Source organism: Psychroflexus planctonicus, assembly GCF_014640195.1.
Classification (GTDB): Bacteria; Bacteroidota; Bacteroidia; order Flavobacteriales; family Flavobacteriaceae; genus Psychroflexus; species Psychroflexus planctonicus.
Genome location: NZ_BMGM01000007.1, coordinates 158,430 through 184,360, shown reverse-complemented (window position 1 = coordinate 184,360; position 25,931 = coordinate 158,430). Strand labels below are relative to the sequence as shown.

Below are 25,931 nucleotides of genomic sequence, written 5' to 3'. Positions count from 1 at the left end.
AAATTTATTTTTTATCTCTTGTTTTTAAACGCAGCTTCAATAAACTAAAAACGCCTAAGGCAGCCACAATTAAAACGCTAATTTCAACCAAGGTGTCAACCCCTCTAAAGTCTACTAAAATTACATTTACTACATTTTTTCCTTTGGCAAGCAAGTAGGAGTTTTCAGCATAAAAATTAGTAATTTCAGAATTTTGATCTTCTTGAAGCACTTTCAACACTAAAATTGTTATTAAGCTTCCAAAGGCTAAACTTAAAATACCGTGTTCTAAGCGCAAAACATTTTTAGAAAGATGTAAATATTTAGGTAACCTATACAGAACTAATACAAATAAAATAACGGTTAGCGTATCTACTGAAAATTGTGTCATGGCTAAATCTGGAGCCGAATAAAATAGAAACAACAAACAGAAAGCAAAACCAACAACACCCATAGAAGCTACAGCCGCTAATCTAGAGTTGGTGAATACTGTAAAAATTACAGCACCAATCATCATAATAGCAATGGCAATTTCGTAAGTGGTTAATTCTGAAAACGAACTAACATCTAAACTTAAATCAAAATTAGAAAAGATGATGAAAGCCAAAGCTACTACTAGAAAACCTACTATGGTAGCGATGTAATGACGTAAATACCCATTTTGAAAAAAATTAGTCCAACCTTTAGAAAAATCTTCAAACCCATTGGTCAAGAAAAACAAAATGCTTTTAGGCGAAATAACTTCCAATTTATTGATAAAATTTTCTAAGCGATGAGTTGGTTTCAATATAAAATAAAGCAATAAGCCAACTACTAAAGTGATGGCACTTAAGCCCAAAATGGTATTAAACCCATGCCATAACTTCAAATGGAAACCTTCTGAATCATTCACTAAACTGGAAGTTGCTGGTCCAACAAATGCGCTTTCTAACAACTGCGGAAAAATACCGAAAACCATTCCTGCGCTAACCATAAGTAAGGGGGGAAACCACATGAGCCAACTCGGTAAGTGTACTTTTTCGTAAGTTTCGGGAAGTTTTCCGGTAAAGGGTTTCACTCCTGCTACAAATCCGGCATAAAACAGCAAAATGTTGGTAACAATAGCAATTACTGTCAATAAAATGGCATTGGTTGGCATGCCTAAAGTAGCTTCATAAATTAAATCTTTTCCCACAAAACCGATACTTGGCGGAACTCCACCGCTGATGAGTGCAGCAATAAAACCAGCAATGGCCACAGGCATTAGCACTTTTCGTAAACCTGCCAATTTGGTAATATCTCGCGTGCCTGTTTCATGGTCAATAATTCCCGTAATCAAGAACAAAGAAGCTTTGTATAAAGCGTGAACCACTATAAAAACCAAAGCAGCAATAATGGCTTCTTGAGTGCCTAATCCTATTAAAAAAACCAAAATACCAAGTGCGGCAATGGTGGAGTAGGCTAAAATTCCTTTTAAGTCTGTTCTAAATAGCAAATGAAAAGCAGAATACAACATGGTAACAGCACCGACTAAAATTAATGTGGTGTTCCAAAATTCAGTACTTCCTAAAATTGGACTAAAGCGAAGCAATAAATAAATCCCCGCTTTTACCATGGTAGCTGAATGCAAATACGTAGATACAGGCGTTGGTGCTTTCATGGCGCCTGGAAGCCAAAAATGAAATGGAAACTGAGCCGATTTAGTAAAGGCAGCACCAAAAATGAAAATAACAGCAAGAATATAAAATTCGTGTTGCAGAAGGAAATCTTTATTCTGAAGCATTTCTGCTATGGAATATGAATCTGTAATGGAACCCAATAAAAGCGCACCCGCTAACAAAAACAAACCACCAATTCCCGTAATCCCTAAAGCGGTTAAAGCTGATTTTCTGGAAGCTTCAGAAGTATTATTGAAGCCGATTAAATAAAATGAAGAAATACTGGTTAATTCCCAAAAAACGAACAGTGAAATCAAGTTGTCTGAAAGCACCAACCCCAACATAGCAGCCATAAACATGCTGAGGTAAGCGTAAAACCGATCTAAATATTCATGTCCTTTTAAGTATGCCGAAGTGTAGGCAAAAACCAAAGTTCCTACACCCGTTATCATTAAGGAAAACAGTAAGGAAAGTCCGTCTAATTGAAAACTTAAATCTACTCCAAAAGAGGGAATCCAACTTATTTTTTGGTAAATAATTTCTCCTGAAGCAATTTGCGGAATGTAATTTAAAAAGTAAATAAACAAACCTAATGGAAGTGCAGTTAAGCTAACAGCAGCCCATTTGTTTTTGATGAATTTACCAATAAAAATCAAGCCCACAGCCACAAAAAGACCTGCCAAAATGGATAACAACATAGATTTGAATATTGTGGTTACAAATATAGGGATTATCACGAACTGCCCACTTTTATTATTGGAAAGCTTTGTTAAGGAATAATATAGGCTATTACAAAACTTGAATAGTTTAAGAACCAGAGTAAAACTCTTCTATTTTAAACACTTGCATGGAAATAACGAAATGAAAACCATTCAAGTAACGGAGTGATATTTATATTACGATTTTTAGAAACAAGATAAAAGATGACTCCGCTGATGAAAATGATTGTATTGCATTTCAGTTTTCAACTATTAATTGCTCAGAAAGCCATCTTTTAAATTAAGTGAATAATATGGCGATATTGGATGGTTAAATCTAAATTACTGCAACCTTAACTTTTTCTTTCTGTTAAGGATGAATTGTTTTTAGTCTATTTTTCACTAGATTTGCAAATGATGAAAGCTCGTTTTCAACATATTGCAAGTTTACTATTGGCCGTTTTGGTGTTGTTTTCAACCCAAAGCTTTAGCATCAACACGCATTATTGCGGGAATATTTTGGTGGACAAAGCCATTATGAAACCGGCTAAAAAATGTGCTATGCACAGCGAGCAATCCCAATCTAAACACGAGCATGAAAATGAAAAAGATGAATGCTGTGATGATGAAGTAGATTTAATTGAAGGTCAAGACCAACTAAAAATTCAATCTACAGACTTCGAATTACCACATCCCATTTTTGTTGAAGCTTTTGTTTTTACATTTTTCTCAACAAGTTCTTTTGAAACAGAAGTAAACACCACTATTTATGAAGACCCGCCGCCTTTACTGCAAAGGGATTTTCAAACTTTTTACCAAGTATTCTTGATTTGATATTAAAATCTTCACTTTAATTTCTTCTGAAATCATTTCAGCTTAGAAATCAATATCTGTGTATGTATTTTAATTTCAAATTTTTATGCTTAATAAAATCATTCAATTTTTTCTGAACCAACGATTGGTGTCGTTTATCCTATTGGCAGCCATTGTCATCGGTGGCTTGATGGTATCGCCTTTTCAATGGGCAGATTCGTTTTTACCTAAAAACCCCATTCCTGTAGATGCGATTCCCAATACAGGTGCCAATCAACAAATTGTATTTACCGAATGGCCAGGTCGCTCTCCTCAGGACATCGACGACCAAATCACCTATCCGTTAACTACCTATTTGCTCGGATTACCTGGCGTAGAATCGGTGCGTAGCAATTCCATGTTTGGATTTTCCAGCATTTACATCATTTTTGATGATGATGTGGAATTTTACTGGTCGCGCTCGCGTATTTTAGAAAAGCTAAGTTCCATTCCACAAGGACTTTTACCTGCGGAAGCCAAACCCACCCTTGGACCAGACGCGACGGCACTCGGTCAAGTCTTTTGGTACACGCTCGAACCTCGAGACAAAAACAACGAGCCCACTGGCGGTTGGAATCTGGATGAAATCCGAAGTGTGCAAGATTTTTATGTAAAATATGGCTTGAGCAGCGCCAAAGGCATTTCAGAAGTGGCTTCCATCGGCGGATTCGTGAAAGAATACCAAATCGATGTAAATCCCGATGCCTTGAAATCCTACGGAATTTCGTTGATGCAAGTAGCCAAAGCTGTGAAAGAAAGCAATCGAGACGTGGGTGCCAAAACTTTAGAAATCAATCAAGTGGAGTACATTGTTCGTGGTTTAGGCTATATCGAAAACATTGAAGACTTTGAATCTATCGTGGTCGATGAAACCCAAAACGTTCCCATTTACTTGAAAGATGTGGCGAAAATAAAAACAGGTCCGGCACAACGTCGTGGTATTCTCGACAAAGCTGGCGCCGATGTGGTCGGTGGCGTTGTCGTGGCTCGTGATGGTTTTAATCCGATGCAAGCCATCAATAACATCAAGGATAAAATTGAAGAAATTTCACCAGGTTTACCGAGTAAAACTTTGGCAGACGGCATGGAAAGTCAACTGAAAATTGTCCCGTTTTACGACCGCTCTGAATTGATTAACGAAACCATCGGAACACTCGAAGAAGCCATCAGTTTGCAATTGATTATTGCGCTTTTGGTGGTCATTATTATTGTGTTTAATTTACGGGCTTCGATAGTGATTTCGGCGGTATTACCGATTTCGGTTTTATTGGTGTTTATCGCCATGAGATTCTTCAACGTGCAAGCCAATATCGTGGCTTTATCGGGAATCGCGATTGCTATCGGGACGATGATCGATTTGGCGATTATCCTTTCTGAAAATGTCTTGAAGAAACTGGAAGACTCACCAAAAAATTCATTGGTCAAAAATATCTACGAAGGTTCAGCCGAAGTGAGCTCCGCCATCCTGACGGCAGTTTTGACGACGGTCATCAGTTTTGTTCCCGTTTTTGCCTTGGAAGCTGCGGAAGGAAAATTGTTTATCCCATTAGCTTACACCAAAACCTTTGCGCTGATTGCCGCCTTTTTGGTGACTGTTTTAGTGTTACCAACCTTGATGTATGTGGCGTTCAAAATTAAAATCAATAAAAGAAAAACGGCTTATTATCTCAATGCTTTTTTAGGAATTATAGGCTTTTGGACAATTTTTAATTCATTTTGGCTAGGGCTATTTATTCTCATTTATGCGGTAAGTTATTTCATGTCTTACCAAAATTTTGCTGAAAACTACAAACTTAAAAACCTGCATTTTTATGTGTTAATCGCAGGTGTTTTGGTCTTACTATCCAACTTTTGGTTGCCCTTAGGCCCGCAACAATCCATGTTCTCGAATATTGTTTTTGTTGGGGTTTTGGTAGGTGTCTTACTGACGTTTTATTTGTTACTGCAACGGTATTATGAACAGATTTTGACGTTCTTTTTAAAACATGTCAAAGCCTTTTTAGTACTTCCCATTTTTGCTATTTTTATAGGACTAATGATTTGGCTCGGCTTTTCAAGGGTGTTTTATTATCCGCAACAAGCTTGTAATGCGCTTGGTTTTACGATTGAAGAGACCGGATTTTGGAAAAGCATGGATAAAACTTTTCCTAGTATTGGAAAAGAATTTATGCCCAGCTTAGCGGAAGGAAGCTTTATTTTGATGCCGACCAGCATGACGCATTCGGGCATTGAATTCAATAAAGACAAGCTTCAGCAGATGGATATTTTGGTGAAGCAAATTCCGGAAGTAAAAACGGTGGTTGGCAAACTAGGACGAGTAGAATCGGCCATCGACCCAGCACCTATTTCCATGTTTGAAAATCTGATTACGTATAAACCTGAATTCATCTTGAATGAAAACGGCAAACGCCAGGCTTTTAAAACCAACACTGATGGGTTTTTTGAATTGAAGGGTTTAAAAGTTCAAAATAATCAGGTCGAAATCACAAAAAATGAAGAAGATAAGTTGTGGTTTGATAATACTGAATTTGTTTTTCAAAATAATTCGAATGAAGCCTATTCAGATGAAATGCAATCTGAGATGTTATATGAAATTGAAAATGATTTCAAGCCGTTTTTAAGCGGAGATGAAGACGGAAAATACTTTAGAAATTGGCGAAAACACATTCAATCGCCTGACGATATTTGGAATGAAATTGCTAAAGTCACCAAAATTCCAGGCATTACTTCAGCGCCCAAATTACAACCTATTGAAACACGCCAAGTGATGTTGCAAACCGGGATGCGTGCGCCGATGGGCATCAAAGTTTCAGGGCCAGATTTAGAAACCATTGAAAGTTTTGGTCAACAATTAGAAGGCATTTTAAAACAAACAGAGCATATCAAATCGCAAGCCGTTTTCGCCGATCGAGTAGTGGCAAAACCTTATTTGCATTTAGAACTCAACAGGAAAAATTTAGCCCGTTATGGATTGAGTGTAAATGATGTGCAAGATTATATTTCTGTTGCTATTGGCGGTCACAACCTGACTCAAACGGTGGAAGGTCGTGAGCGTTACAATGTACGTGTTCGTTATCCTCGAGAATTAAGAAACACACCGGAAGCCATAGAAAACATGCTGATTTCCACGTCTTCAGGAACACAAATTCCTTTAGGAGAACTCGTGGACATCGAGTACGAACGTGGTCCACAGATGATTAAACGCGAAGAAACATTTCTCAATTCTTACGTGCTTTTTGACCGTGCTGATGGCGTAGCCGAAGTCACCGCTGTGGAATCGGCAAGAGATGCTATTCTTGCTGAAATTGACAATGGTAACCTAAAAGTACCAAGTGGTGTAAGCTACCGTTTTGCAGGAAGTTTTGAAAATCAAGTGCGATCAGAAAAACGATTATCCATGATTATTCCTGTGGTAATGGTGGTTATATTTTTGATTTTGTATTTTCAATTTAAGTCTGTGCGCATCAGTTTAATGGTGTTTTCGTCTATCGCTTTAGCCTTTAGTGGTGGATTTATCATGATTTGGTTTTACGGTCAGGATTGGTTTCTGAATTTTAGTTGGTTTGGTGAAAATCTGCGGGATATTTTTCAGTTGAAAACCATCAACTTGAGTGTTGCGGTTTGGGTAGGATTTATTGCTCTTTTTGGAATTGCTACTGATGATGCCGTCTTGATGGCAACCTATTTAAGGCAATCCTTCAAAGCGAATCCTACCAAAACCAAAAAAGAACTGCGTGAAGCGGTGATGGAAGGTGGACTCAAAAGAATTCGTCCAGCAGTAATGACTTCGGTAACTACCGTCATTGCACTTTTACCGGTTTTATCATCTACAGGAAAAGGCTCGGATATCATGGTACCTATGGCGATTCCAGCTTTTGGCGGGATGGTCATGGCAAGTTTAACCTATTTTTTACTGCCGATTTTGTTCTATATCGTTTACAGTAGAGCCTTAAGAAACACTTCTGAAATTGATCTTAGCTAAATTTCAAAAAACAATAAAACTATGTTTAAAACATTTCATATAAAATCCAAAAGCATCTCAACTCAACTCATATTCGTTGGAGTTTTGCTTTGCTTTGGTTTCCATCTGAAGGCTCAAAGCTTAGAAGAATTGAAAACTACTGCTGCTGAAAATAATTTGGAATTGAAAGCGCAATTCAAAGCCTTTGAAGCGCAATTGGAAGGCGTCACCCAAGCCAAATCTTGGCAGGATCCCAACTTAAGTTTCGGCTATTTCATCAGTCCGATTGAAACCCGAGTAGGACCACAAATCGCCAGATTTTCATTGACGCAAATGCTGCCTTGGTTCGGAACCTATAAAGCCAAAGGAGACATTGCATCATATAGAGCTGAAGCTGAATTTGAAAAGTTTCAAAATCAAAAATTGAAATTATATCTCGATGTTGTTGAAAAGTACTACGACCTTTCTGCATTGAGACACATCGCCGAATTGGAAGCCGAACAACTTCAGATTTTAGAAGATTTGAAATCTATTGTGGAGTCCAATTACGAAAACAACAAAGCAAATTTGGTGGATATTTTAAGAGTTGAACTTCAAATAGACAAACAAGCCAATGTGCTTCAAGTGTTGAAAGACCAAGACGCTGCAATGGTTGCACAACTCAATCAATTGATGAATCGACCGATGAAAACACCCGTTCTAGTTTCAAATCCAAAACAAATTTTGGAGCAAAAACAAATTGAAGAAACGGATTCTATTTCCAGTAATCATCCGCGATTGAAAGCCATTCGTAATTTACAAGCATCCAACAAAGCGGAAAGTCTGTTAGCCAAAAAGCAAGCGATGCCGCAGTTTGGGTTGGGCTTGGATTATGCCATCATTCAAGACCGAAATGTAATGGCGGCAGATGCTGGACAGGATGCGATTATGCCCATGATTTCGGTAAGCTTACCCATTTTTGGTAAGAAAAATAAATCCAGAAAAAAGGCTGCTTCACTTCAAGGAGAGTCGCTTCAATTTCAATTGGAAAATGAAGAAACTCGCTTGGAAACTGAAATTCAGGTCGCTCAATATAAACGCGATGAACTCTTCAGTCTTTTGGATTTATACGAGCAACAACTTTTGCGGTTAAAAGACATGTTACAACTTTCAGAAACCGCTTTAGCTAACGCTTCTATGGAAATTGAAGAAGTATTGCGACTACATGAAGAGCGTTTGCTTTACGAAAAGCAAAAAGCTAAAACCTTTGCGAAACTTCAAAAAACAAATGAAACTTTAAATTATCTCACTTCAAATTCAGAATAATGAACATCGATAACTTTTTAGAAAATTGGGGAAATGCAGCCAATACAGCCTTAGGTTTTTTTTGGATGGCGCTCTGGGCGTTTATCTTGGGCTATGCCTTAAGTAGTCTTATTCAAGTTTTCGTGACCAAGAAAAACATGCAAAAAACCATGGGAGAATCTGATGCTAAGTCTGTGCTTTTTGGAACTTTCTTTGGTTTTATAAGTAGTTCGTGTAGTTTTTCTGCTTTAGCGACGACCAAGTCGTTATTTCAAAAAGGCGCAAGCTTTGTGTCTTCAATGGCGTTTTTGTTGGCTTCAACCAACTTGGTGATAGAACTCGGAATCGTGATTTCCATCTTTTTGGGTTGGCAATTTGTGGTTGGCGAATATGTGGGTGGAGTTTTACTCATACTTATTAGTTGGGTATTGATTGGATTATTCAATCCAAAATCTATCATTTCAAAAGCTAGGAAAAACCTTGGTGAAGCGGAAAAAGAAGAAGTTGACTCAAAACCTATTTCAGAAAAAATAAGTGATACAACCAATTGGGTAAAAGTAGGTAAACAGTATGGCATGGAATGGAAAATGGTTTGGAAAGATGTGACCATCGGTTTTACTATTGCCGGGATAATTTCAGCTTTTGTGCCAGACTCTTTCTTTCAAACTTTGTTTATCAACACTGGAGAAGGACAAACCAGTTTTGGTTTTTTTACGCTATTAGAACACGTTATTGTAGGTCCTTTTGCTGCGTTTATAACCTTTATTGGTTCGATGGGAAATATTCCTTTAGCCGCTTTGTTGTTTGGAAAAGGCGTGAGTTTTGCAGGGGTTATGGCATTTATTTTTAGTGATTTGGTGGTGTTTCCTGTGTTGAGAATCAATGCCAAATATTATGGTTGGAAGATGTCATTTTTTATTCTTTTCCTATTATTTACAGCATTAATTCTTACTTCATTGTTTTTGCATTACAGCTTTGATTTATTTGATTTAATTCCAGATTTATCTGCAAATCAAATCACTGAAAAAGAACATTTTCAATTCAATTACACCTTTTTCATGAATATCGGTTTCTTGATTATATCAGGAATTTTGGTCTATTTGGGATTCTTTTCAAAACAAAAAGACATTTCCTATATGAAGGAAATGGCCCCTAAAAGTCCACTTTTAGAAAAGGTTTTAAAATACCTTGCTTTTGCTAGTTACTTCTGGTTGGCAGGTGGAATTTTAGTCAAATACATATTCAATTTTTAAAAAACTTAAAATGAAAAATAATTTAAAAACATACATCATTGCAGGGCTAATTTTAGTCTTAGGGGTCTTTCTTGGCGCTATTTTGTTTTCTTCAGAAGACAAAACAGAAGCACACGACCATTCACAAGAGCAGGCAGAGGAGACAGTTTGGACCTGCTCTATGCATCCACAAATTCGTCAAGACGAGCCAGGCGATTGCCCTATTTGCGGCATGGATTTGATTCCGGCCAGTAAGATGGAAGATGATGTCGATGTCGATGCCATCAGAATGAGCAAAACTGCACGAAAATTGGCACAAGTCGAAACCATGACTGTTGGTAACGAAGACCAAAAATCGAGTATGAATTTCTCCGGTCGCTTAGAAGTTAATCAAGACAATACGTCTTCTATTTCAGCTAATTTCAAGGCGCGAATTGAACGTTTGTACATCAATGAAGAAGGTGAGCAGGTGAATAGAGGTCAGGTCATCGCTGAATTGTATGCGCCAGAAATTCAGGTTTTAAAAGACGAATTGGAATTAGCGACTCGTCAGGAAAATGATGTTCTTTTGAAAAGCATCACCAGAAAAATTAAAAACTATGAGCTTTCTGTTAGCGACATTCAATCCTTAGAAAATGCAAGATTGAAATTAAGATCTCCTAAAAATGGAGTGATTTCAAGTCTAAATGTGAAGCAAGGAGATAATGTAAAAGCCGATCAAAATTTAATGCGCATTGCCGATTTATCAAGTCTTTGGGCAATAGTAGATGTGTATGAAAGCGATTTGAATCGGATCAAAAATGGCGATGAGCTCAAAATCATCATTCCTAATCAAGAAAATGTGACTGGGAAAGTGACTTTTGTTTCGCCTGTTTTGAATGCCAATTCTAGGTCGGCCAAAGCGCGAGTGGTTATCAATAATCCGAATCGAAACTTGAAACCAGGCGTTTTTATAATGGCTGAGTTAACGAATACAAAATCAGAATCTACCGAAAACAAAGCTTTGATGGTGCCAAAATCGGCTGTGCTTTGGACGGGCAAACGTTCGGTGGTGTATCAACAACTGGAAAATGAAAACGGCGTGTATTTCAAAATGAAGCAAGTGGAAACGGGTTCTTCTTCTTTAGATTATGTTGAAATTCTTTCAGGTCTAGAAGCAGGAGATGAAGTGGTAACCCGCGGCGCTTTCAGCATAGATTCTGAAGCTCAACTTTCTGATAAACCGAGTATGATGAATCCGAAAGGCGATGAAACATCATCAAGTCATCAGCATAATCATGGAGAGATGAACGCTTCAACTGAAAGTGAAAATAACCTAGATGAAATAGCTTGGGAAGAAATTCAGCTAAAAAATAACGATTTAAAAGAAATTCTTCAATTTTATCTTCAACTAAAAGAAGCTTTAGCCAATGATGACCAAAGTGAAGCCATTTCGATTGCAGCGGATTTTCAACAAAAATTGAAATCGTTGTCAATTGAAAATCAAGAGGTTAAAAAAGCACTTCAAAACTTAGTGAAAAAGGTGGCAAACTCTAAAAATATGAAAGTGGCTCGCCAACATTTTCAATATTTATCGGATGCCTTCATTGCAATGGTTGAACAAGAAAATCCTTTAAACGAAACTTTGTATGTTCAGTTTTGTCCCATGGCAGATAACGACCAAGGCGCTTTTTGGTTAAGTACCGAAGAAGAAATTAAAAACCCGTATTTTGGTAGCATGATGTTGAAATGTGGAAATGTGGATCGGGTAATTAAATAAAATAAGTTTAGTAGTAATAGCAAGAAAAAATTTAGCTTATCAGTTCGAGTGGTTTTCCTTAGTTTTTGAAAAATAGGGAAAATTGTATCTAGAACTTGTTACTGGCTCTCGATACTTTTGGGTTTATAGGGATAAGATCCCAGATAAATTTCTTCGAAATTTTCTGGAATGACAGGTGGTGGTGGAGTGGAATTTTCTGGAGTAAAAGCTTGTGGTAGAATAAATTTTTTAGAATGACAGGTTTGTAAAAGAAATGAAGTTTTTTGAGTTAACAGGTTCAAGGTGTTGGCAATCGGTTTTTAGAAAGGCTTCAACTCAATTTCTCGTTGAAAGGTTTGTTCTAAACAAATAAAAGTCTCTGTTCTCGCAATACCTTCTATGGTTTGAATTTGGTTACTCAGTATTTCAGTTAAGTGTTTGTTGTCTCTGCACAATACTTTAATCAATAATGAAAAATTTCCAGTGGTGTAGCTGCATTCTACCACTTCAGGAATTTCAAATAGTGCTTTGCTCACTTTTCGGTAAATATTGGCACGGTCAAAGTACACACCGATAAAACTTTGTGTTTGATAACCCATTTTAAAATGGTCTAAGGTGTATTTAGAACCTGTTATAATTCCACTTTCTTCTAATTTTTTTAGACGCAAGTGCACGCCAGCAGTAGATAAATGGCAAGCATCACCAATTTGTTTTAAAGAAGCTTTTGCATCCTTACTTAATACATTTAAGATTTTTCTATCTGTAGTATCAATCATATGTAATAAATTTATTAAAAAACAATAATACTAAATAATATCAATTATATATATATTATAGTTGAATATAATTTATATAAGTCGCTTATTTGCTTTAAATATTAAAGTAAATGTTATGTGTGGAATTTTTGCAAGTATTGATTCAACCTTAGATCAATCTACATTGTTTGATGCTTTTATGAAAATAAAACATCGCGGTCCAGATTATTCAGAATTTAAACATGTTTCTGAAAATGCCTATTTCGGCTTTCATCGTTTAGCCATTAATGGACTTTCGCCAAAGGGTAATCAACCCATGTATAAAAACCATTGTTGGTTAATTGCCAATGCAGAAATTTTCAATTATCAAGATTTAGCCAAGAAATATGAAATTACCTTGAGTACGGGTTCAGATTGTGAAATTCTAATCGATTTATACCGGAAAATTGGTGTTGAGCAAATGCTGAAAGAAGTGGAAGCGGAATTTGCTTTTGTACTATACGATGAAATTACTAACGAATTTATCGTTGCTCGCGATCATTTAGGTGTACGTGGATTATACATTGGAAAAGACGAATTGGGAGCTACGTATTTTGCTTCCGAAAGTAAAAGCTTGTCTTTTTGTGATGCATTGAAACAATTTCCTCCCGCTCATTTTTGGAGATCTTCAACGAATGAATTTACAGCTTATTTTCAACATACTTATGTCACCAAACAAGAAACAGAAGAAGTTTACTGCCAACAAATAAACAAGTTGCTCACCGAAGCCGTAGAAAAACGAATGATGAGTGAACGTCCTGTTGGTTGTTTATTAAGCGGCGGTTTAGATAGTAGTTTGGTGGCTGGAATTTTAGCTCGTGCTTATCGGAAACAAGGCAAACAATTAGAAACATTTTCCATAGGTTTACCTGGAAGTCCAGACTTAGTTGCTGCTCAAAAAGTCGCCGAGCATATCGGTAGTAAACACCATAGTGTAGAAGCTACTGAATCAGATTTTCTAGCTGCCTTAGAACATACCGTTTACATGTTAGGAAGTTATGACGTTACCACCATTCGTGCATCTGTAGGGCATCAACTTATTGCTGAATACGTTAGTAAAAGTTCTGATGTAAAAGTGCTTTTTTCAGGTGAAACGGCAGACGAATTTGGCTCGTATTTGTATTTTCAAAACGCACCTTCCGAAATGGCTTTTCAAGATGAAGCGGTACGATTATTAGAAGACATTCATTTTTTTGATATGAAGCGTGGCGATCGTTCCATTTCAAACGCTGGCTTAGAAGCGCGAGTTCCTTTTGCAGATAGAGCATTTGTGGAATATTATATGGGAATTCCAGCCAAAGACCGCATGTTTGGTTCTACTAAAATGGAAAAATATTTAATTAGAAAAGCTTTTGAAGCTGAAAACATCATTCCTAATGAAGTACTTTGGAGACGAAAAAACGGATTTTCAGATAGTGTAAGCGATTTAAAAAAGTCGTGGAGCAGCATCATCCAAACTTATGTAGACACCTTGATTACAGATGATGAATTTGAAATGCAAAAGCATGCTTTCCCAACTTTACCAGCAACTAAAGAAGCTTATTTTTATTTAAAAACATTTCAAAAATACTATGGGAAACATTTTCAGTTGACGCCTTATCAGTGGTTGCCCAAATGGTGTGGAGATGTTAAAGACCCTTCTGCACGTGTGTTAACTATTTACGAAGCAGATTAATTTTATCTGCAAAGTTTCAAAAAAATCCTTGCCTTAGCTTCGCAAGGATTTTTATTTCAATAACAAATTATACAGACATGATGCTATTTAAACAGTTTCAATTGTAGATTATAAATTTCTTGTTTTTGTCTTTATTGAATTATTTTACATTTAGTAAAAATTTAAACATGCGCTATTTTATCTTCACATTTATATTTTGTTTTACCATCAGCATCCCTGTTGAAGCTCAGATTCTAAAAAAACTCAAAGAAAAAGTAACCAAGTCTGCCGAAGAATCTGCTTCAAAGCGAATGGAAGAAAAAGCAGATGAGAAAATTGAAAAAGGTTTAGATGAAGTTTTTGAATCGGATAGAAAGGAAAGTAAGTCTGATGAAAATGAAAATCCATATTCTGCTCAACCGGTTCGTAATTCCTCCTCCGATAAAAAGCCACCCGAAAACTATAATTTTGATTACAAACTAGTTGTGGAAATGTATATCGATAACGAAGAAGATATGAGTATGGATTATTTATTAAGCACAGACGGAGATTATTATGCCATGGAAATGAAAGAAGTTGTAAGCATGTTAATGGTTACCGATGCTGAGCGAAAAGCCATGTTTCAATTTATGGACTACGGTGGCAACAAAATGATGATGGTTCAAGATTTGAATTTTTCTGAAGAAGAGCAACAAGCTGTTGAAGAAACTTCGTTTAAAAAATTACCGAATAAAACCATTATGGGTTACCTATGTGAAGGAATTGAAGTGGTGAATAAAGACATGCGAAGTGAAATTTATTTTACCAAAGAAGCACCTGTAAACTTTACTTTTTTTAATGATCCTGAACAGTCTAAAAACTTTTCTATCCCAACTGAAATTGAAGATATAATGAATGATGATGTGTTGATGATGGAAATGCAAATGGAAGATTTAAACCAAGGTTACCAAGTTTTATGGAAAGCCAAATCTTTAGAAAAAGAAGATAAACAAATTAACACAAGCGGTTATCGTAGAATGTAGTGCTAACTATTAAAAAGTAGACTTGAATCCTTTTTGGTAAGCTTCCCAATCTTCTGCTGTGGTAATCTCTTTGTAATCATCGCTTTTTATCATTTTTAGGTACAATTCCAATTGTTCTGGGGTTTTGTAACCTACAACAGGTGCAATTACTTCACCCTCTTCATCAAAAAACACCAAGGTTGGATAAGCACTTATATTTAATGCATTGGCTAAAAAATGTTGAGCATTTCTTCCTTTTCGGTTCGGGTCGTGATTAGGGTTGGTATACTCAAAATCTTTGTACATGATTTTTTCAGTCCCTTCTGCATTGAACTTTACAGGATAAAAATGCTTGTTAAGATAAGCAGCAACTTTTGGATGATTAAGCGTTTTTTTATCTAAAGTTTTACAGGGTCCACACCAATCCGTATAGGCATCCATAAATATTTTTTTGGGTTCTTTTTCCTGAGCTGCTAGCGCTTCATTCATGCTCATCCAGTTTACATTCTGCGCATTAAGTCCAAAAAAAGACACCAAAACAATAGCAAGTATGACTAACTTTTTCATTTCTAAATTTGATTTATATTTAATAACGGTCGAAATATACAATTATTTCTTACCGCACTCCATGCATTAATTTCTTCAACAGCGGATTTAGAGCAATAGCCAATAAACCTAAGGCGGCAGGAACCAATGTAAAAATTAAAAAGAAAGTGGTCATGCTATAGGCTTCGGTTATTTTATCAATTTGTCCACCTAAAGTTCCTGCGAGCTTGTTACCTATGGCAATGGCGATGTACCAAATACCAAACATCATGGCAATCATTCTTCCTGGTACCAATTTACTGATGTAAGATAGTGCGACTGGAGACAAACATAATTCACCTAAAGTATGGAATAGATAAGCTAAAATCAACCAGATAATGCTTACCGATGCAACTTTTGCACCTTGGTCTATTCCTAAAGAACCAAAAGCTAAGGCGGCAAAACCTAAACCTAGCAAAATTAAACCTAAACCATATTTCATCGCGCCCGAAGGATTGCGTTTGCTTTCCCACCATTTGGAAAACAAAGGCGCAAACATAATGATGAAAAGCGAGTTGAGAATTAAAAACCAAGTCGCAGGAATTTCGATTTCATTTTCTTTAATTTCTTTAATTTCTGCATTTACAATGCCTGTATTCTCTCCTTCCTGAGTAGCTTCTCGAATTCGATTTTCGGTAGATTCATCAAGGTAAATAAAGTTTCCTTTTTTATCTACATCAATCACTTTCATTTGGTCTCCTATTTCAAAATCAATAGGTTCAATGATGGTGACTTCTTTTTTAATGATTTCATCGCTTGCTGAAATTTGGTAATCTTCTGTTACAGGAATTATTTTTGTTTGGGCATTTCCTTCTTCATCTAAAACGGGTTGCCCATTTTTATCCAGCATTGCTTTTTCAACTACTTCATAATTGGCAATGTATGCAGAAGAATTTAAGTCGCGATTAATCATCCAAATCACCAAGCCCCAAATCAAAACAAAACTGATTCCTAAAGTAATATTTGCTATGGGGTAATTCTTAAAAGTTTGTTTGAAAAGCAAAATCAATACCCAAGTAATTATGGCAATAGGCACGACGGTAATCAGAATATTAGCAATCAAGAAAACGGTGTACCAATTGCCAGACATGATTCGGTCGGTATAGTCTTTTGCAAAAATGGTCATGGAACCACCAGCTTGTTCAAAACACGTCCAAAAACAAACGGTGAATAGTGCAAAGAAAATAATAGCTACCATGCGATCACGCACTTTTACGGGATACCGAATGATGCGTAAAAATAAAACCAGTAAAAAAGCAAATAAAGCAGCAAGTGCAGTTAGCGTGGAAAAATCTGTATCTCCGAAAGCCAACACACTGTTTTCTCCAATAATGGAAACGGGATCGTTAATAATCCATACCAAACCTAAAACAACCGCAATACCGATAAGAATTTTATCTAAAAGTGTAAACGGGTTCAATTTATCACCTTTGAATTCTAATTTGGCTGCTTTGTCTTCATCTGATTCATCTTCTTCTTTGGTAGGTTTTAAGCCTGCTTTTCCGAAAATATTTCTTGCAAAATAAAATTGAAGCATTCCAAAAAGCATGAAAATTCCGGCTAATCCGAAACCAAAACTCCAACCGATTTTTTCGCCGAGATACCCACATAACAAAATACCTAAAAAAGCTCCTGCATTTACGCCCATATAAAAAATGGTATACGCACCATCTTTTTTATCGGGATGTTTTTGGTATAATTCTGAAATAATGGACGTGATGTTGGGTTTGAAAAATCCGTTGCCGATAATTAGCAAAGCGATACCCAAATACATAAAAAAATGAGCGAATTCCAATGCCATGGAAGCGTGACCGAGCGTCATGATAATAGCGCCAATGACTACCGCTTTTTGGTAACCCATGTATTTGTCTGCCAGGTAGCCACCCAAAATAGGCGTTAAATAGACTAAAGAAGTGTAAGTGCCGTAAAGTGCTAATGCATGTTCGCGTGGCCAATCCCAGCCACCGAGACCAAAAGAGCTGACTAAGAATAAAACTAAAATAGCGCGCATTCCGTAGTAGGAAAAACGTTCCCACATTTCTGTAAAAAACAACACAAAAAGTCCAGCGGGATGACCTAAAACTTGTGTATCGAAAAAATTAAAGGGTTGTTGGTGTTCAAGGTTGGTTTTCATGATTTTTCAGTCTTAATTACAAGTTTGCAAAATAAACCATTTTTGTATAAAATAGTTGATAATTAAAATTTTGTTAATTGTCAAAACTTTTTGGGCGTGTCCCGTTTCAAAAACGGTACCGGGCTATCCGCTACAAGTCCTCGCTCGTACCTCGCTGTGGGCTTTCCACTACTATCCCTCACGCGAGGCTTGTTATTTTTTTAAAAAAGAAAATCTTACAAAAGTTAAACCCCACAGGTTTTTAAAAACCTGTGGGGTTTGTATTTATTTCTCAATTCTTAAGAATAAAAGGATATGATTTGCATAACCATAACTTACTTTACTTCATCATCGGCTAATTCGAAACCTTCGGTTTCAAGTCCTTCAATTTCTTTTTCTTCAGCTCCGTGAGTTAGGCGTTTCAATGGTTTTAAGAGTAAAATTACCAACACACCAAAAGCAACTGTAAAGATAACAATCCCAGCAAAAGTTTTAAATTCTAAATCGGTTTGAAATTGGTCTACATCAACTCGGCCGTAATATGTTCCTTCTTTATAATCGAATTTTAAAAAAGTAGTTAACGGATTTTCTTTTGTAGGATTATAGGTTTCAATACGATTTCTCAAGGTTTGTTCTACTTCTTTAGATGAAGTATCTTCAACTTGATAAGTAAAAATTGAGTTTACTTTTTCACCTGTAGTAGTTTCAATAAATTGTAATTGATTATTCGAATCAACATACAGATTTGTCTCTACAGTAAATGCGGTGTTTTCTGAAAACACATCATCTGAATTGTCAACAAATGGAGTTAGTTTTTCAGTTGAAGCATCCAATTCAATCTCGATGCGTTCAGCTTGAGATGATTCGCCAATTACACCAGCCACTTTGTTTCCTAAACCAGTAGCAGCAAAGTAGAGTCCCATCATTAAAGCACCGTAACGCAAAGGAGCTAATTTGGTGATAAAAGATAAGGCTACTGGCGATGCAGAAAGTTCACCTATGGTGTGTAATAAATAGGCAAAAACCAACCAGTATAAAGCAGCTTCGCCGTTGTTCTCATATTCCATGGTAGCGAAAACCATAAACACAAATCCTAGTCCCATTACAATAACACCTACGGCCATTTTGAAAATAGATGAAGCTTCCTTGCTCCTGTTTTTTCTCCAAGCCCAAAAACCAGCAACTGGAATTCCAAAAATAATGATGTACAGCGGATTTAAAGATTGAAAGAATGCTGCAGGAATGGTATAGTCGAAAGCAGGTAAGAAACGATCTGTTTTTTGTTCAGCGTAAATATTTAGCAATCCACCGGCTTGTTCAAACGCACCCCAGAAAACAATTACAATTAAAAAGGAAAGTAGCAAAACAATAAAACGGTCTTTTTCAACTTTACTCGTTAAATCATGATAAACGGTCATCATAAAACCAACTACAATGGATAAGAAAATAAAAAATACAATATAAGCAATCACTTCAGTATCCATTAGCTGAATAGGCGCAACAACCGAAATGGCAATTAGCAAGATTAAAACAGCCAATGTTTTTTTAGTAGAAAGCATTTGACTGAAAATTTCACCAATAGAAACCGATTGATCTTGTGTGTTGGTTTTATCTGGCGCATTCCCAACGTGAGCTAAATATTTTTGACCAAAAACATACACCAATTGCCCTAACACCATTCCGATGGCTGCTAATCCAAATCCATAATGCCAACCGTATTCTTTAGCCACCAAACCAACGAGAATGGCAGCTATAGCAGCTCCTACGTTAATACCAATGTAAAAAATGGAAAAACCTTTGTCTCTTCTTGGGTCGCCTTCTTTGTATAAACCACCAACCATGGTTGAAATATTGGGTTTCAACATTCCGACACCTAAAACAATAAGTGCAAGTCCTGAGAAAAACGCCCAATCTTGCTCTATAGAAAGTACGCCATGACCTGCAACCAAAAGCCAACCGCCAATCATCACGGATTTTTTCTGACCCAAAATTTTATCGGCAATAATTCCTCCAGGAATGGAAACTACATACACCAACATGGTATACCAACCATAGGTAGCCAAGGCTTTGCCTTCTTCCCAACCCAAACCGGGATTGTCTGAACTTACTTTGGCTAACATGTATAAAGTTAAAATGGCGCGCATTCCGTAGTAGGAAAAACGTTCCCATAATTCAGTGAAAAACAAAATGTAGAGTCCAGCTGGATGGCCAAAAAATTCTCTTTTGTGTGGTGGGGTTAAGGTTTGGTTCATAGTTTGTTGTATTATTTTCTATTTAATTTTAATTGCTGAATATCTAGAAGATCTTTAGGGCGAGAAGATTTTACTTTACTTGTAATTAAATCATCATAGTTCAAAACTCTCCAATACATTCGTTTTTCTCCTTTTACTATTTTTTCATCACTTTTTTTATAAGCTTCTTCAAATGTTTTATTTATAGAAAATCGAGTTATCAATTCCAAGTCTAAATCATAAGGCGAAAATTTAATAGAAATATTTTGATTCTGATTCATTACTTCCTTCGGAAATTGATCAACTTCATACCCCATTTCGTTAAAAACATTTTTTAATCGCTGCATATTTTGTTCAGTAACATCAATCCAAAAATCTACATCGGCTGAATGTCTTTGATAACCATGAAAATTAACAGCCCCACCACCAATCATAATCATTTTTACCTGATTTTTGTTGGCTAATGAAATAAACTCTTCAATATTTTCACCCCATTTCATCATCTTCTTGTAAATCTTTATGAATCAACAAAAAATTACCTTTATTTCTTTCTTCAAAACTCAATTTATCTTTTGGCGGGAATAGTTTATTGATTTTTCTGGATAGCTTCAAAAATTGCATAAATCGTTCTTCACCAGAAAGTTTCAAAAATTCTTCCTGTTGCTGTTTTTTACTTTCTTCCTTGGTTTGAAAACGTACTTCCATTATAAATTTTCCAATAAAAAATCAGTCATTAAATTGTATAAATGCAAACGCGTGTTACCACCGTAAATCCCATGGTCTTTATCAGGATAAATACGCCAATCGAATTGTTTGTTGGCTTGTATTAAAGCTTCAATAAGCTGCATAGAATTTTGTACATGTACATTATCATCGCCACCACCGTGAATTAGTAAATAATTCCCTTTTAGCTTATTTACATGACTTATAGGCGAATTGCTGTCGTAACCTGAAGGATTTTCTTGAGGTGTAGTCATGTAGCGTTCAGTATAAATAGTATCGTAAAAACGCCAGCTCGTCACGGGTGCAACGGCTATAGCAGTAGAAAATACATCATTGGATTGAAAAATAGCATTAGAAGCCATAAAACCACCATAACTCCAACCCCAAATACCAATTCTGTCTAAATCTATCCAAGGTTCGTTGCCTAAAATTTTTGCAGCTTCGGTTTGGTCTTCTAGTTCTAATTTACCAAGTTCTTTTTGCGTAACTTTTTTGAAATCTCTTCCTTTTAAACCTGTACCTCGGCCATCAACACATGCGATAATGTAACCTTGATTGGCCAGCATTTGATACCAATAATCGTTGGCTCCATAAAATGTATTGGCAACCGACTGCGAACCTGGACCTGAATATTGATACATCAGTAAAGGATATTTTTTACTTGGGTCAAAATCGGAAGGTTTTACCATCCACATATTCAGTTCGTTTCCGTTTACTTCTATGGTCGAAATTTCTTTAGGTGAAAAGTCATACTCGTTCACTTTGTCTAACAATTCTTGATTGTCTTCAATTAAGCGAATTTCCTTTCCTTTTTTAGCTTCATGTAAGGTGTATGTTGAAGGTTGTTCTACACTTTGGAATGTATTGATAAAGTAAGTAAAATCAGCTGAAAATGAAGCTGAATTGGTTCCTTCATTCGTTGCTAACTCGCGTTTGGATTTTCCTTTGGCATTTATGGAATACACACCACGGTTTACACTTCCGTTTTCAGTAGATTGATAAAAAATACGATTTGAATCAGCATCATAACCATAATAATTGGTTACTTCCCAGTTTCCTTTGGTGATTTGATTTTTCAACTTTCCATCAGCTTCATAATGGTAAATATGGTTCCACCCGTCTTTTTCGCTTGTCCAAATAAAGCTATTGTCTGCTAAAAAGGTTAAATCGAAATCTACGTCAACGTAAGCTTCATCAGCTTCAGTTAAAATGGGTTTGGCTTGGTAAGTTTTGGCATCTACAAAATGCAATTTTACTTCATTTTGATGCCGATTAGTAGTTTGCACACTTAAGGTGTTGGCATCTTTTGTCCATTGCAAACGGGGAATGTATTCGTATTCGCCCAAATCAATTTTGTGTGTTTCTTTGGAAGCGACATCGTAGATATGTAAACTTACTTCAGCATTGGCTTCACCTGCTTTTGGATATTTAAAAACTTCTTGGCTTGGGTACAAATCGTTTCCATAGGTGCCATACATATCCATTGAAAATTCAGGAACTTCGGCTTCATCAAAACGAATAAAAGCAATTTGAGTTGCATTTTTATTCCAATCGAAAGCACGAACTAGCGAAAACTCTTCTTCGTATACCCAATCCGTAATGCCGTTGATAATTTCGTTTACTTTTCCATCTTCCGTTACCTGAATGTTTTCATTTGAAACTAAATCTTTGTAAAATAGATTATTATCCAGCACAAAACCTACTTTTTTTCCATCGGGTGAAAAATGTGTAGATTGGATTACTTCACTAGAAACGGGAGTGAGTTTTTTGGTGTTTAAATCATAAACATGGTAAATTCCTTTCGTCGATCTTCTAAAAATACGCTCAATCTGATTTCCCAAGAGCACTTTATCTTCATTTTTACTCAACGAAAAAGTTTGAAATCCAGGTAAACCATCCATGTCTTTTGAAGAAAACAAAGTACGTACTTTCTCTCCTGTTTTATAGTTGTAAACTTCCACTTTCATTTCTGCTGAAGCACGATCGTATTCTTGTACAATGTACTCGGTACCGTTGCTTAAAGATTGTAAAGATTGCATATAATTGGCACGAAAAGTTCCGCCCCAAATGTCTTCTAAACTAACTTGTTTTTTTTGTGCTAAAAGCGAACACGAAACAATAAAAAGAACGTAAAACCAAACCTGTTTTTTGTACATATTTAGGAAATATAAATTTGAAGTTCAATTTTACTAAAAAAACCTAAACTAGCCGTCATTAAATTGAATTATTCTTAAGCACGAGCATGACGCTCGCACTGACGAGAATTTAATTTAACTTTTTACTAAACCATAATGCTAGTGCGAGCGTCTCGATCATACGACAAACCTAATTCAAATCAATTTCTAAAACCCTATGGTCATCATTAGCATAATTTCTAGTACTACTGTATTTCCAATCTATAGGATCGGTAACAAAGCCTGCTTTAACTGGTTTATTATGAATGTAATTGAGTTTTTACTCAAACACCTTTAAAGACCAAATTTCTATAGGGTGATTTTTTTGCTGCCAAAACTGCCTATTTTTTACATTACTATTATTGCTTCCAGATTTTTCAAACATCCACAGCATCCACTCTTTTCTGCTTTCTTGCTTATTTTCTGTTAATTGTCAAAGCTAGCTTTGTGCTAACTTTCATTTTAGGCTTTCTTCTTTGCTTCTCTTTCCAATTCTTTTTGTAAATCTTCTAAAACAGGCTTAACTGTGCTTTCGGGTAGGTCTTTTACTCGAATGTACATCAATCCGTCTACAGCATTATTAAAAAGCGGGTCTACATTAAAGGCGACTACACGTGCATTTTGTTTGATGTATTTTTTGATGAGTACGGGCAAACGCAAGTTTTTAGGCTCAATTTCATCGATGATTTTATCAAATTTATTCAAATCGGCTTCTGTTTTGTTGAATACAAAGTCTTTATCTTCATCGTTCAATTTTACTTTAAATTCCTTTCGAGCTCTAATAAATTGAGCCAAGTACGGGTCGTAATAATTCGATTTCATAAACTCAATCATAATGGATTTGGAGAAATTCGAAAACTTATTGCTGATGCTGACTCCTCCAATCAGATATTTGTGCTCTGGAAATCGAATAGTGCAATGTACAATTCCTTTCCAAAGCAAAAATAATGGCATGGGTTTTAACTGATATTCTTGGGTAATAAATGCACGTCCCATTTCGATAGATTTACGCATTACTTCATGAGATTCTTCTTCAAATCGAAATAATTCGTTGAGGTAAAAACCACTAATTCCATGTTTTTTAAAAATCTCCACACCTAAACCCATTCGGTAGGCTCCTGCAATTTTTTGGGCTTGATTATCCCATAAAAACATGTGGTGATAATATTCGTCGTATTTATCTAAATCTACAGCCAAGTTGGTGCCTTCACCAACAGAACGAAAGGTGATTTCCCGTAAGCGACCAATTTCAACTAAAATATTAGGAATCCATTCTTTTTTAGCCAAGAAAACTTCATATTGATTGCTTTCCAAAAGTCGTTTTCCAGCTGCCCTACAAGTTTCTACTTCTTCAATAAAACTCTCTAGAGCTCCTTCTTGAATGATGTCTTTTGGTGTTTTGGGAAGTTTAATCTGTTTTGGAAGTGCATCGAATAAACGCTTTTTTTCATATGCATTGGCGAGCATGTAGGTTTTGGTTCGCAGAAAGTGTGTTAATTCATCTAAATCGCTATGTTCTTGAAGTTCTTTAGGCTGAATCAAGTTTCCCACTCTCACTTTAATGGATCGGTGTTTTTGAGTGAAAATTTCTCTTGGAAGTTGAGCTGTTCTCAATTGATCTGAAACCTTAGCTAATTGATAAAAAAGACTGGAATTTTTAGCATGAAAATAAATAGGTAAAACCGGAACATTCAAACGTTGAATCAGTTTCATTGCTTCTTTAGACCACGGTTTATCTACTATTTTTTTGTCTTGTCGGTGTGTAGAAACTTCACCTGCGGGGAAGATACCTAAGGCTTGTTCTCCTTGAACATGAGCAATGGCTTTTTTGATGCCTAAAACGCTACTTTTTACATCTTTTTTGTCTTCAAAAGGATTGACAGGCAAAACATAAGGCTCCAATGGTTGAATGCGATGCAATAAAAAATTAGCGATTACCTTAAAATCTGGACGCGTGAGTAATAAGATTTTCAACAAAATTAGCCCATCAACACCACCTAAAGGATGATTAGAAACGGTTACAAAAGCGTTTTTTGCAGGAATGCGTTTCAAGTCTTTTTCAGGAATTTCAAATTGCACACCTAAATCTAGTAAAACCGCATCGATAAAAGCAATACCTTCTAAATGTGCATGTTTATTATAAATTTTATTTACATCTGTAATTTTAGTTAGATGCATTATACTTTTAGCAATGGCATTGCCTAATGTCCCAAGCTTTTCAAGACCAATTGCTTGTGCGACTTCTTTAGAAGTAAGGATACTCATGGTTGTGGTTTGGTTGACTGGCTAAGATAGGAAAATTATAAATGAAACTCTTTAAACTAAGATTATGTAATACAAAACCCTAGAAATAGGCTAAAGTCAAAATTTGAAGCCATTAAGGATTCTGCGCATACTTTTTTGGTGTGGTTCCAAATTTCTTTTTAAATGCCGCAATAAAATGACTTGCTGTGCTGTAGCCCACACTTAAACCGATTTCATTTACATTCTTTTGTCCGCGTTCTAAGAGTTTTCGAGCGTAATTCATTTTGTAATCCAACAAAAACGCGTAAACGGTTTCGCCATAAATTTCTTTGAAACCTTCTTTTAATTTCTTCAAACTCAAGCCCACTTCATCTGCCAATTCGTTCAAACTAGGTGGGTCAACCATGCGCTGTATGATAATTTCTTTAGCTAATTTAATTTTTCGCACATTGTCTTCATCTATCAAAAACGGGCATTGTTCTACGTTGGCTTCTTCAGGTTGATTAAAATACAAGCCGATGAGTTCATAAGCTTTTCCTTTAAGGTAAATGTTTTTTACTGAGCTGTGCAAGTTGAAGTTCAGCATCTGGCTTAATACTACAGCAGTTGCAGGTGTTATTTCTCCGTCTTTGTAATACTTTTTGTCTCGGTTTTCTTCCATTAATAAATCAATATAATTGGCTTGTGAAGAAAACATCGTGTGTAATTTTTTTACGGAAACCAACACGGAAACAAACCAAGAATTCGGATAAATTTCTAAATTGATAGGAAGCGCTTTCATAGGATTGTATAACAATAAAGATTGGTCTTCTTCGGTATGCAAAGCGTAACCTCCCTGATTAAAGTTGAATTTTATTTTCCCCTTCACACAAAAATGAAATTGAATAATTTCTTTGTCAGCTAAATGGTTAATACATTGATAATCATCCGTATTGTTTTGTGCTTGAAGAATATGAAAACCATCTTCTATTTCAATAAAATTGTCTGAACCTATAGCGATATTTTTTTTACTAATACTCATTTTTTAACAT

At 36.0% G+C, this 25,931-nt stretch carries 17 protein-coding genes and 1 pseudogene; 7 read left to right on the top strand and 11 right to left on the bottom strand.

Going from position 1 to position 25,931, the window contains the following annotated elements; all coding sequences use genetic code 11:
* Window positions 1–4: 4 nt before the first annotated feature.
* Window positions 5–2,314 carry a putative monovalent cation/H+ antiporter subunit A gene (locus IEV72_RS09285; RefSeq protein ID WP_188458819.1) on the bottom strand — a complete coding sequence of 770 codons (2,310 nt, stop codon included), beginning with the start codon at window positions 2,312–2,314 and terminating at the stop codon, window positions 5–7.
* Window positions 2,315–2,728: 414 nt separating this feature from the next.
* Here IEV72_RS09285 and IEV72_RS09280 point away from each other — a divergent pair, with 414 nt between their 5' ends.
* The 5 genes from IEV72_RS09280 (at window position 2,729) to IEV72_RS09260 (ending at window position 11,402) form a co-directional block, all read left to right on the top strand.
* The gene (locus tag IEV72_RS09280) at window positions 2,729–3,148 is read left to right on the top strand and encodes an HYC_CC_PP family protein (protein ID WP_188458818.1); all 420 of its coding nucleotides are present in this window, start codon (window positions 2,729–2,731) and stop codon (window positions 3,146–3,148) included.
* An 85-nt stretch (window positions 3,149–3,233) separates the two neighbouring features.
* On the top strand, window positions 3,234–7,148 hold the full coding sequence (locus IEV72_RS09275; RefSeq protein WP_188458817.1) for an efflux RND transporter permease subunit: 3,915 nt from the start codon (window positions 3,234–3,236) through the stop codon (window positions 7,146–7,148).
* Window positions 7,149–7,169: 21 nt separating this feature from the next.
* Window positions 7,170–8,432 carry a TolC family protein gene (locus IEV72_RS09270; RefSeq protein ID WP_188458816.1) on the top strand — a complete coding sequence of 421 codons (1,263 nt, stop codon included), beginning with the start codon at window positions 7,170–7,172 and terminating at the stop codon, window positions 8,430–8,432.
* 5 nt (window positions 8,433–8,437) lie between these two features.
* Window positions 8,438–9,664, top strand: a complete 1,227-nt coding sequence (locus tag IEV72_RS09265) for a permease (RefSeq protein WP_188458869.1) — start codon at window positions 8,438–8,440, stop codon at window positions 9,662–9,664.
* A 10-nt stretch (window positions 9,665–9,674) separates the two neighbouring features.
* Window positions 9,675–11,402 carry an efflux RND transporter periplasmic adaptor subunit gene (locus IEV72_RS09260; RefSeq protein WP_188458815.1) on the top strand — a complete coding sequence of 576 codons (1,728 nt, stop codon included), beginning with the start codon at window positions 9,675–9,677 and terminating at the stop codon, window positions 11,400–11,402.
* A 299-nt stretch (window positions 11,403–11,701) separates the two neighbouring features.
* On the opposite strand, the gene IEV72_RS09255 is transcribed toward IEV72_RS09260, so the two are convergent.
* A complete protein-coding gene (locus IEV72_RS09255; RefSeq protein ID WP_188458814.1) occupies window positions 11,702–12,157 on the bottom strand; it encodes an Lrp/AsnC family transcriptional regulator in 456 nt (151 codons plus the stop codon).
* Between the two features lie 115 nt (window positions 12,158–12,272).
* Here IEV72_RS09255 and asnB point away from each other — a divergent pair, with 115 nt between their 5' ends.
* Together asnB and IEV72_RS09245 are read left to right on the top strand one after the other, a co-directional pair.
* On the top strand, window positions 12,273–13,850 hold the full coding sequence (gene asnB, locus IEV72_RS09250; protein WP_188458813.1) for an asparagine synthase B: 1,578 nt from the start codon (window positions 12,273–12,275) through the stop codon (window positions 13,848–13,850).
* Window positions 13,851–14,017: 167 nt separating this feature from the next.
* Window positions 14,018–14,851 carry a DUF4412 domain-containing protein gene (locus IEV72_RS09245; protein ID WP_188458812.1) on the top strand — a complete coding sequence of 278 codons (834 nt, stop codon included), beginning with the start codon at window positions 14,018–14,020 and terminating at the stop codon, window positions 14,849–14,851.
* Between the two features lie 9 nt (window positions 14,852–14,860).
* Here the strand turns inward: IEV72_RS09245 and IEV72_RS09240 are convergent, their stop codons facing one another.
* The 9 genes and pseudogenes from IEV72_RS09240 to IEV72_RS09205 all read right to left on the bottom strand — a co-directional run bounded on the left by IEV72_RS09240 (window position 14,861) and on the right by IEV72_RS09205 (window position 25,921).
* Window positions 14,861–15,397 carry a thioredoxin family protein gene (locus IEV72_RS09240; RefSeq protein WP_188458811.1) on the bottom strand — a complete coding sequence of 179 codons (537 nt, stop codon included), beginning with the start codon at window positions 15,395–15,397 and terminating at the stop codon, window positions 14,861–14,863.
* A gap of 49 nt (window positions 15,398–15,446) precedes the next feature.
* Window positions 15,447–17,549, bottom strand: a complete 2,103-nt coding sequence (locus IEV72_RS09235) for a peptide MFS transporter (RefSeq protein WP_188458810.1) — start codon at window positions 17,547–17,549, stop codon at window positions 15,447–15,449.
* A 314-nt stretch (window positions 17,550–17,863) separates the two neighbouring features.
* Complete coding sequence (locus tag IEV72_RS09230; protein ID WP_188458809.1) at window positions 17,864–19,780, bottom strand: peptide MFS transporter; 1,917 nt, start codon at window positions 19,778–19,780, stop codon at window positions 17,864–17,866.
* Between the two features lie 11 nt (window positions 19,781–19,791).
* Window positions 19,792–20,259 carry a DUF6036 family nucleotidyltransferase gene (locus tag IEV72_RS09225; protein ID WP_229731854.1) on the bottom strand — a complete coding sequence of 156 codons (468 nt, stop codon included), beginning with the start codon at window positions 20,257–20,259 and terminating at the stop codon, window positions 19,792–19,794.
* Window positions 20,246–20,464, bottom strand: coding sequence for a hypothetical protein (locus IEV72_RS09220; protein ID WP_188458807.1), 219 nt, complete (start codon window positions 20,462–20,464; stop codon window positions 20,246–20,248). Before IEV72_RS09220 ends, IEV72_RS09225 begins: the two co-directional genes overlap by 14 nt.
* Window positions 20,464–22,638: a S9 family peptidase gene (locus IEV72_RS09215; RefSeq protein ID WP_188458806.1), complete on the bottom strand. Its 2,175-nt coding sequence runs from the start codon at window positions 22,636–22,638 to the stop codon at window positions 20,464–20,466. Before IEV72_RS09215 ends, IEV72_RS09220 begins: the two co-directional genes overlap by 1 nt.
* Window positions 22,639–22,807: 169 nt before the next feature.
* Window positions 22,808–23,086: pseudogene (locus IEV72_RS13665) on the bottom strand (transposase); the annotation flags it as partial.
* Between the two features lie 32 nt (window positions 23,087–23,118).
* Complete coding sequence (locus IEV72_RS09210) at window positions 23,119–24,921, bottom strand: GNAT family N-acyltransferase (RefSeq protein WP_188458805.1); 1,803 nt, start codon at window positions 24,919–24,921, stop codon at window positions 23,119–23,121.
* Between the two features lie 112 nt (window positions 24,922–25,033).
* On the bottom strand, window positions 25,034–25,921 hold the full coding sequence (locus tag IEV72_RS09205) for an AraC family transcriptional regulator (protein WP_188458804.1): 888 nt from the start codon (window positions 25,919–25,921) through the stop codon (window positions 25,034–25,036).
* Between the last annotated feature and the right edge of the window lie 10 nt (window positions 25,922–25,931).

Excerpts from the sequence above, each read along its gene's own strand:
- IEV72_RS09285 (WP_188458819.1), bottom strand. The coding sequence starts at position 2,314 with ATGTTGTTATCCATTTTGGCAGGTCTTTTTGTGGCTGTGGGCTTGATT.
- IEV72_RS09280 (WP_188458818.1), top strand. The coding sequence starts at position 2,729 with ATGATGAAAGCTCGTTTTCAACATATTGCAAGTTTACTATTGGCCGTT.
- IEV72_RS09275 (WP_188458817.1), top strand. The coding sequence starts at position 3,234 with ATGCTTAATAAAATCATTCAATTTTTTCTGAACCAACGATTGGTGTCG.
- IEV72_RS09270 (WP_188458816.1), top strand. The coding sequence starts at position 7,170 with ATGTTTAAAACATTTCATATAAAATCCAAAAGCATCTCAACTCAACTC.
- IEV72_RS09260 (WP_188458815.1), top strand. The coding sequence starts at position 9,675 with ATGAAAAATAATTTAAAAACATACATCATTGCAGGGCTAATTTTAGTC.
- IEV72_RS09255 (WP_188458814.1), bottom strand. The coding sequence starts at position 12,157 with ATGATTGATACTACAGATAGAAAAATCTTAAATGTATTAAGTAAGGAT.
- asnB (WP_188458813.1), top strand. The coding sequence starts at position 12,273 with ATGTGTGGAATTTTTGCAAGTATTGATTCAACCTTAGATCAATCTACA.
- IEV72_RS09245 (WP_188458812.1), top strand. The coding sequence starts at position 14,018 with ATGCGCTATTTTATCTTCACATTTATATTTTGTTTTACCATCAGCATC.
- IEV72_RS09240 (WP_188458811.1), bottom strand. The coding sequence starts at position 15,397 with ATGAAAAAGTTAGTCATACTTGCTATTGTTTTGGTGTCTTTTTTTGGA.
- IEV72_RS09235 (WP_188458810.1), bottom strand. The coding sequence starts at position 17,549 with ATGAAAACCAACCTTGAACACCAACAACCCTTTAATTTTTTCGATACA.
- IEV72_RS09230 (WP_188458809.1), bottom strand. The coding sequence starts at position 19,780 with ATGAACCAAACCTTAACCCCACCACACAAAAGAGAATTTTTTGGCCAT.
- IEV72_RS09225 (WP_229731854.1), bottom strand. The coding sequence starts at position 20,259 with ATGAAATGGGGTGAAAATATTGAAGAGTTTATTTCATTAGCCAACAAA.
- IEV72_RS09220 (WP_188458807.1), bottom strand. The coding sequence starts at position 20,464 with ATGGAAGTACGTTTTCAAACCAAGGAAGAAAGTAAAAAACAGCAACAG.
- IEV72_RS09215 (WP_188458806.1), bottom strand. The coding sequence starts at position 22,638 with ATGTACAAAAAACAGGTTTGGTTTTACGTTCTTTTTATTGTTTCGTGT.
- IEV72_RS09210 (WP_188458805.1), bottom strand. The coding sequence starts at position 24,921 with ATGAGTATCCTTACTTCTAAAGAAGTCGCACAAGCAATTGGTCTTGAA.
- IEV72_RS09205 (WP_188458804.1), bottom strand. The coding sequence starts at position 25,921 with ATGAGTATTAGTAAAAAAAATATCGCTATAGGTTCAGACAATTTTATT.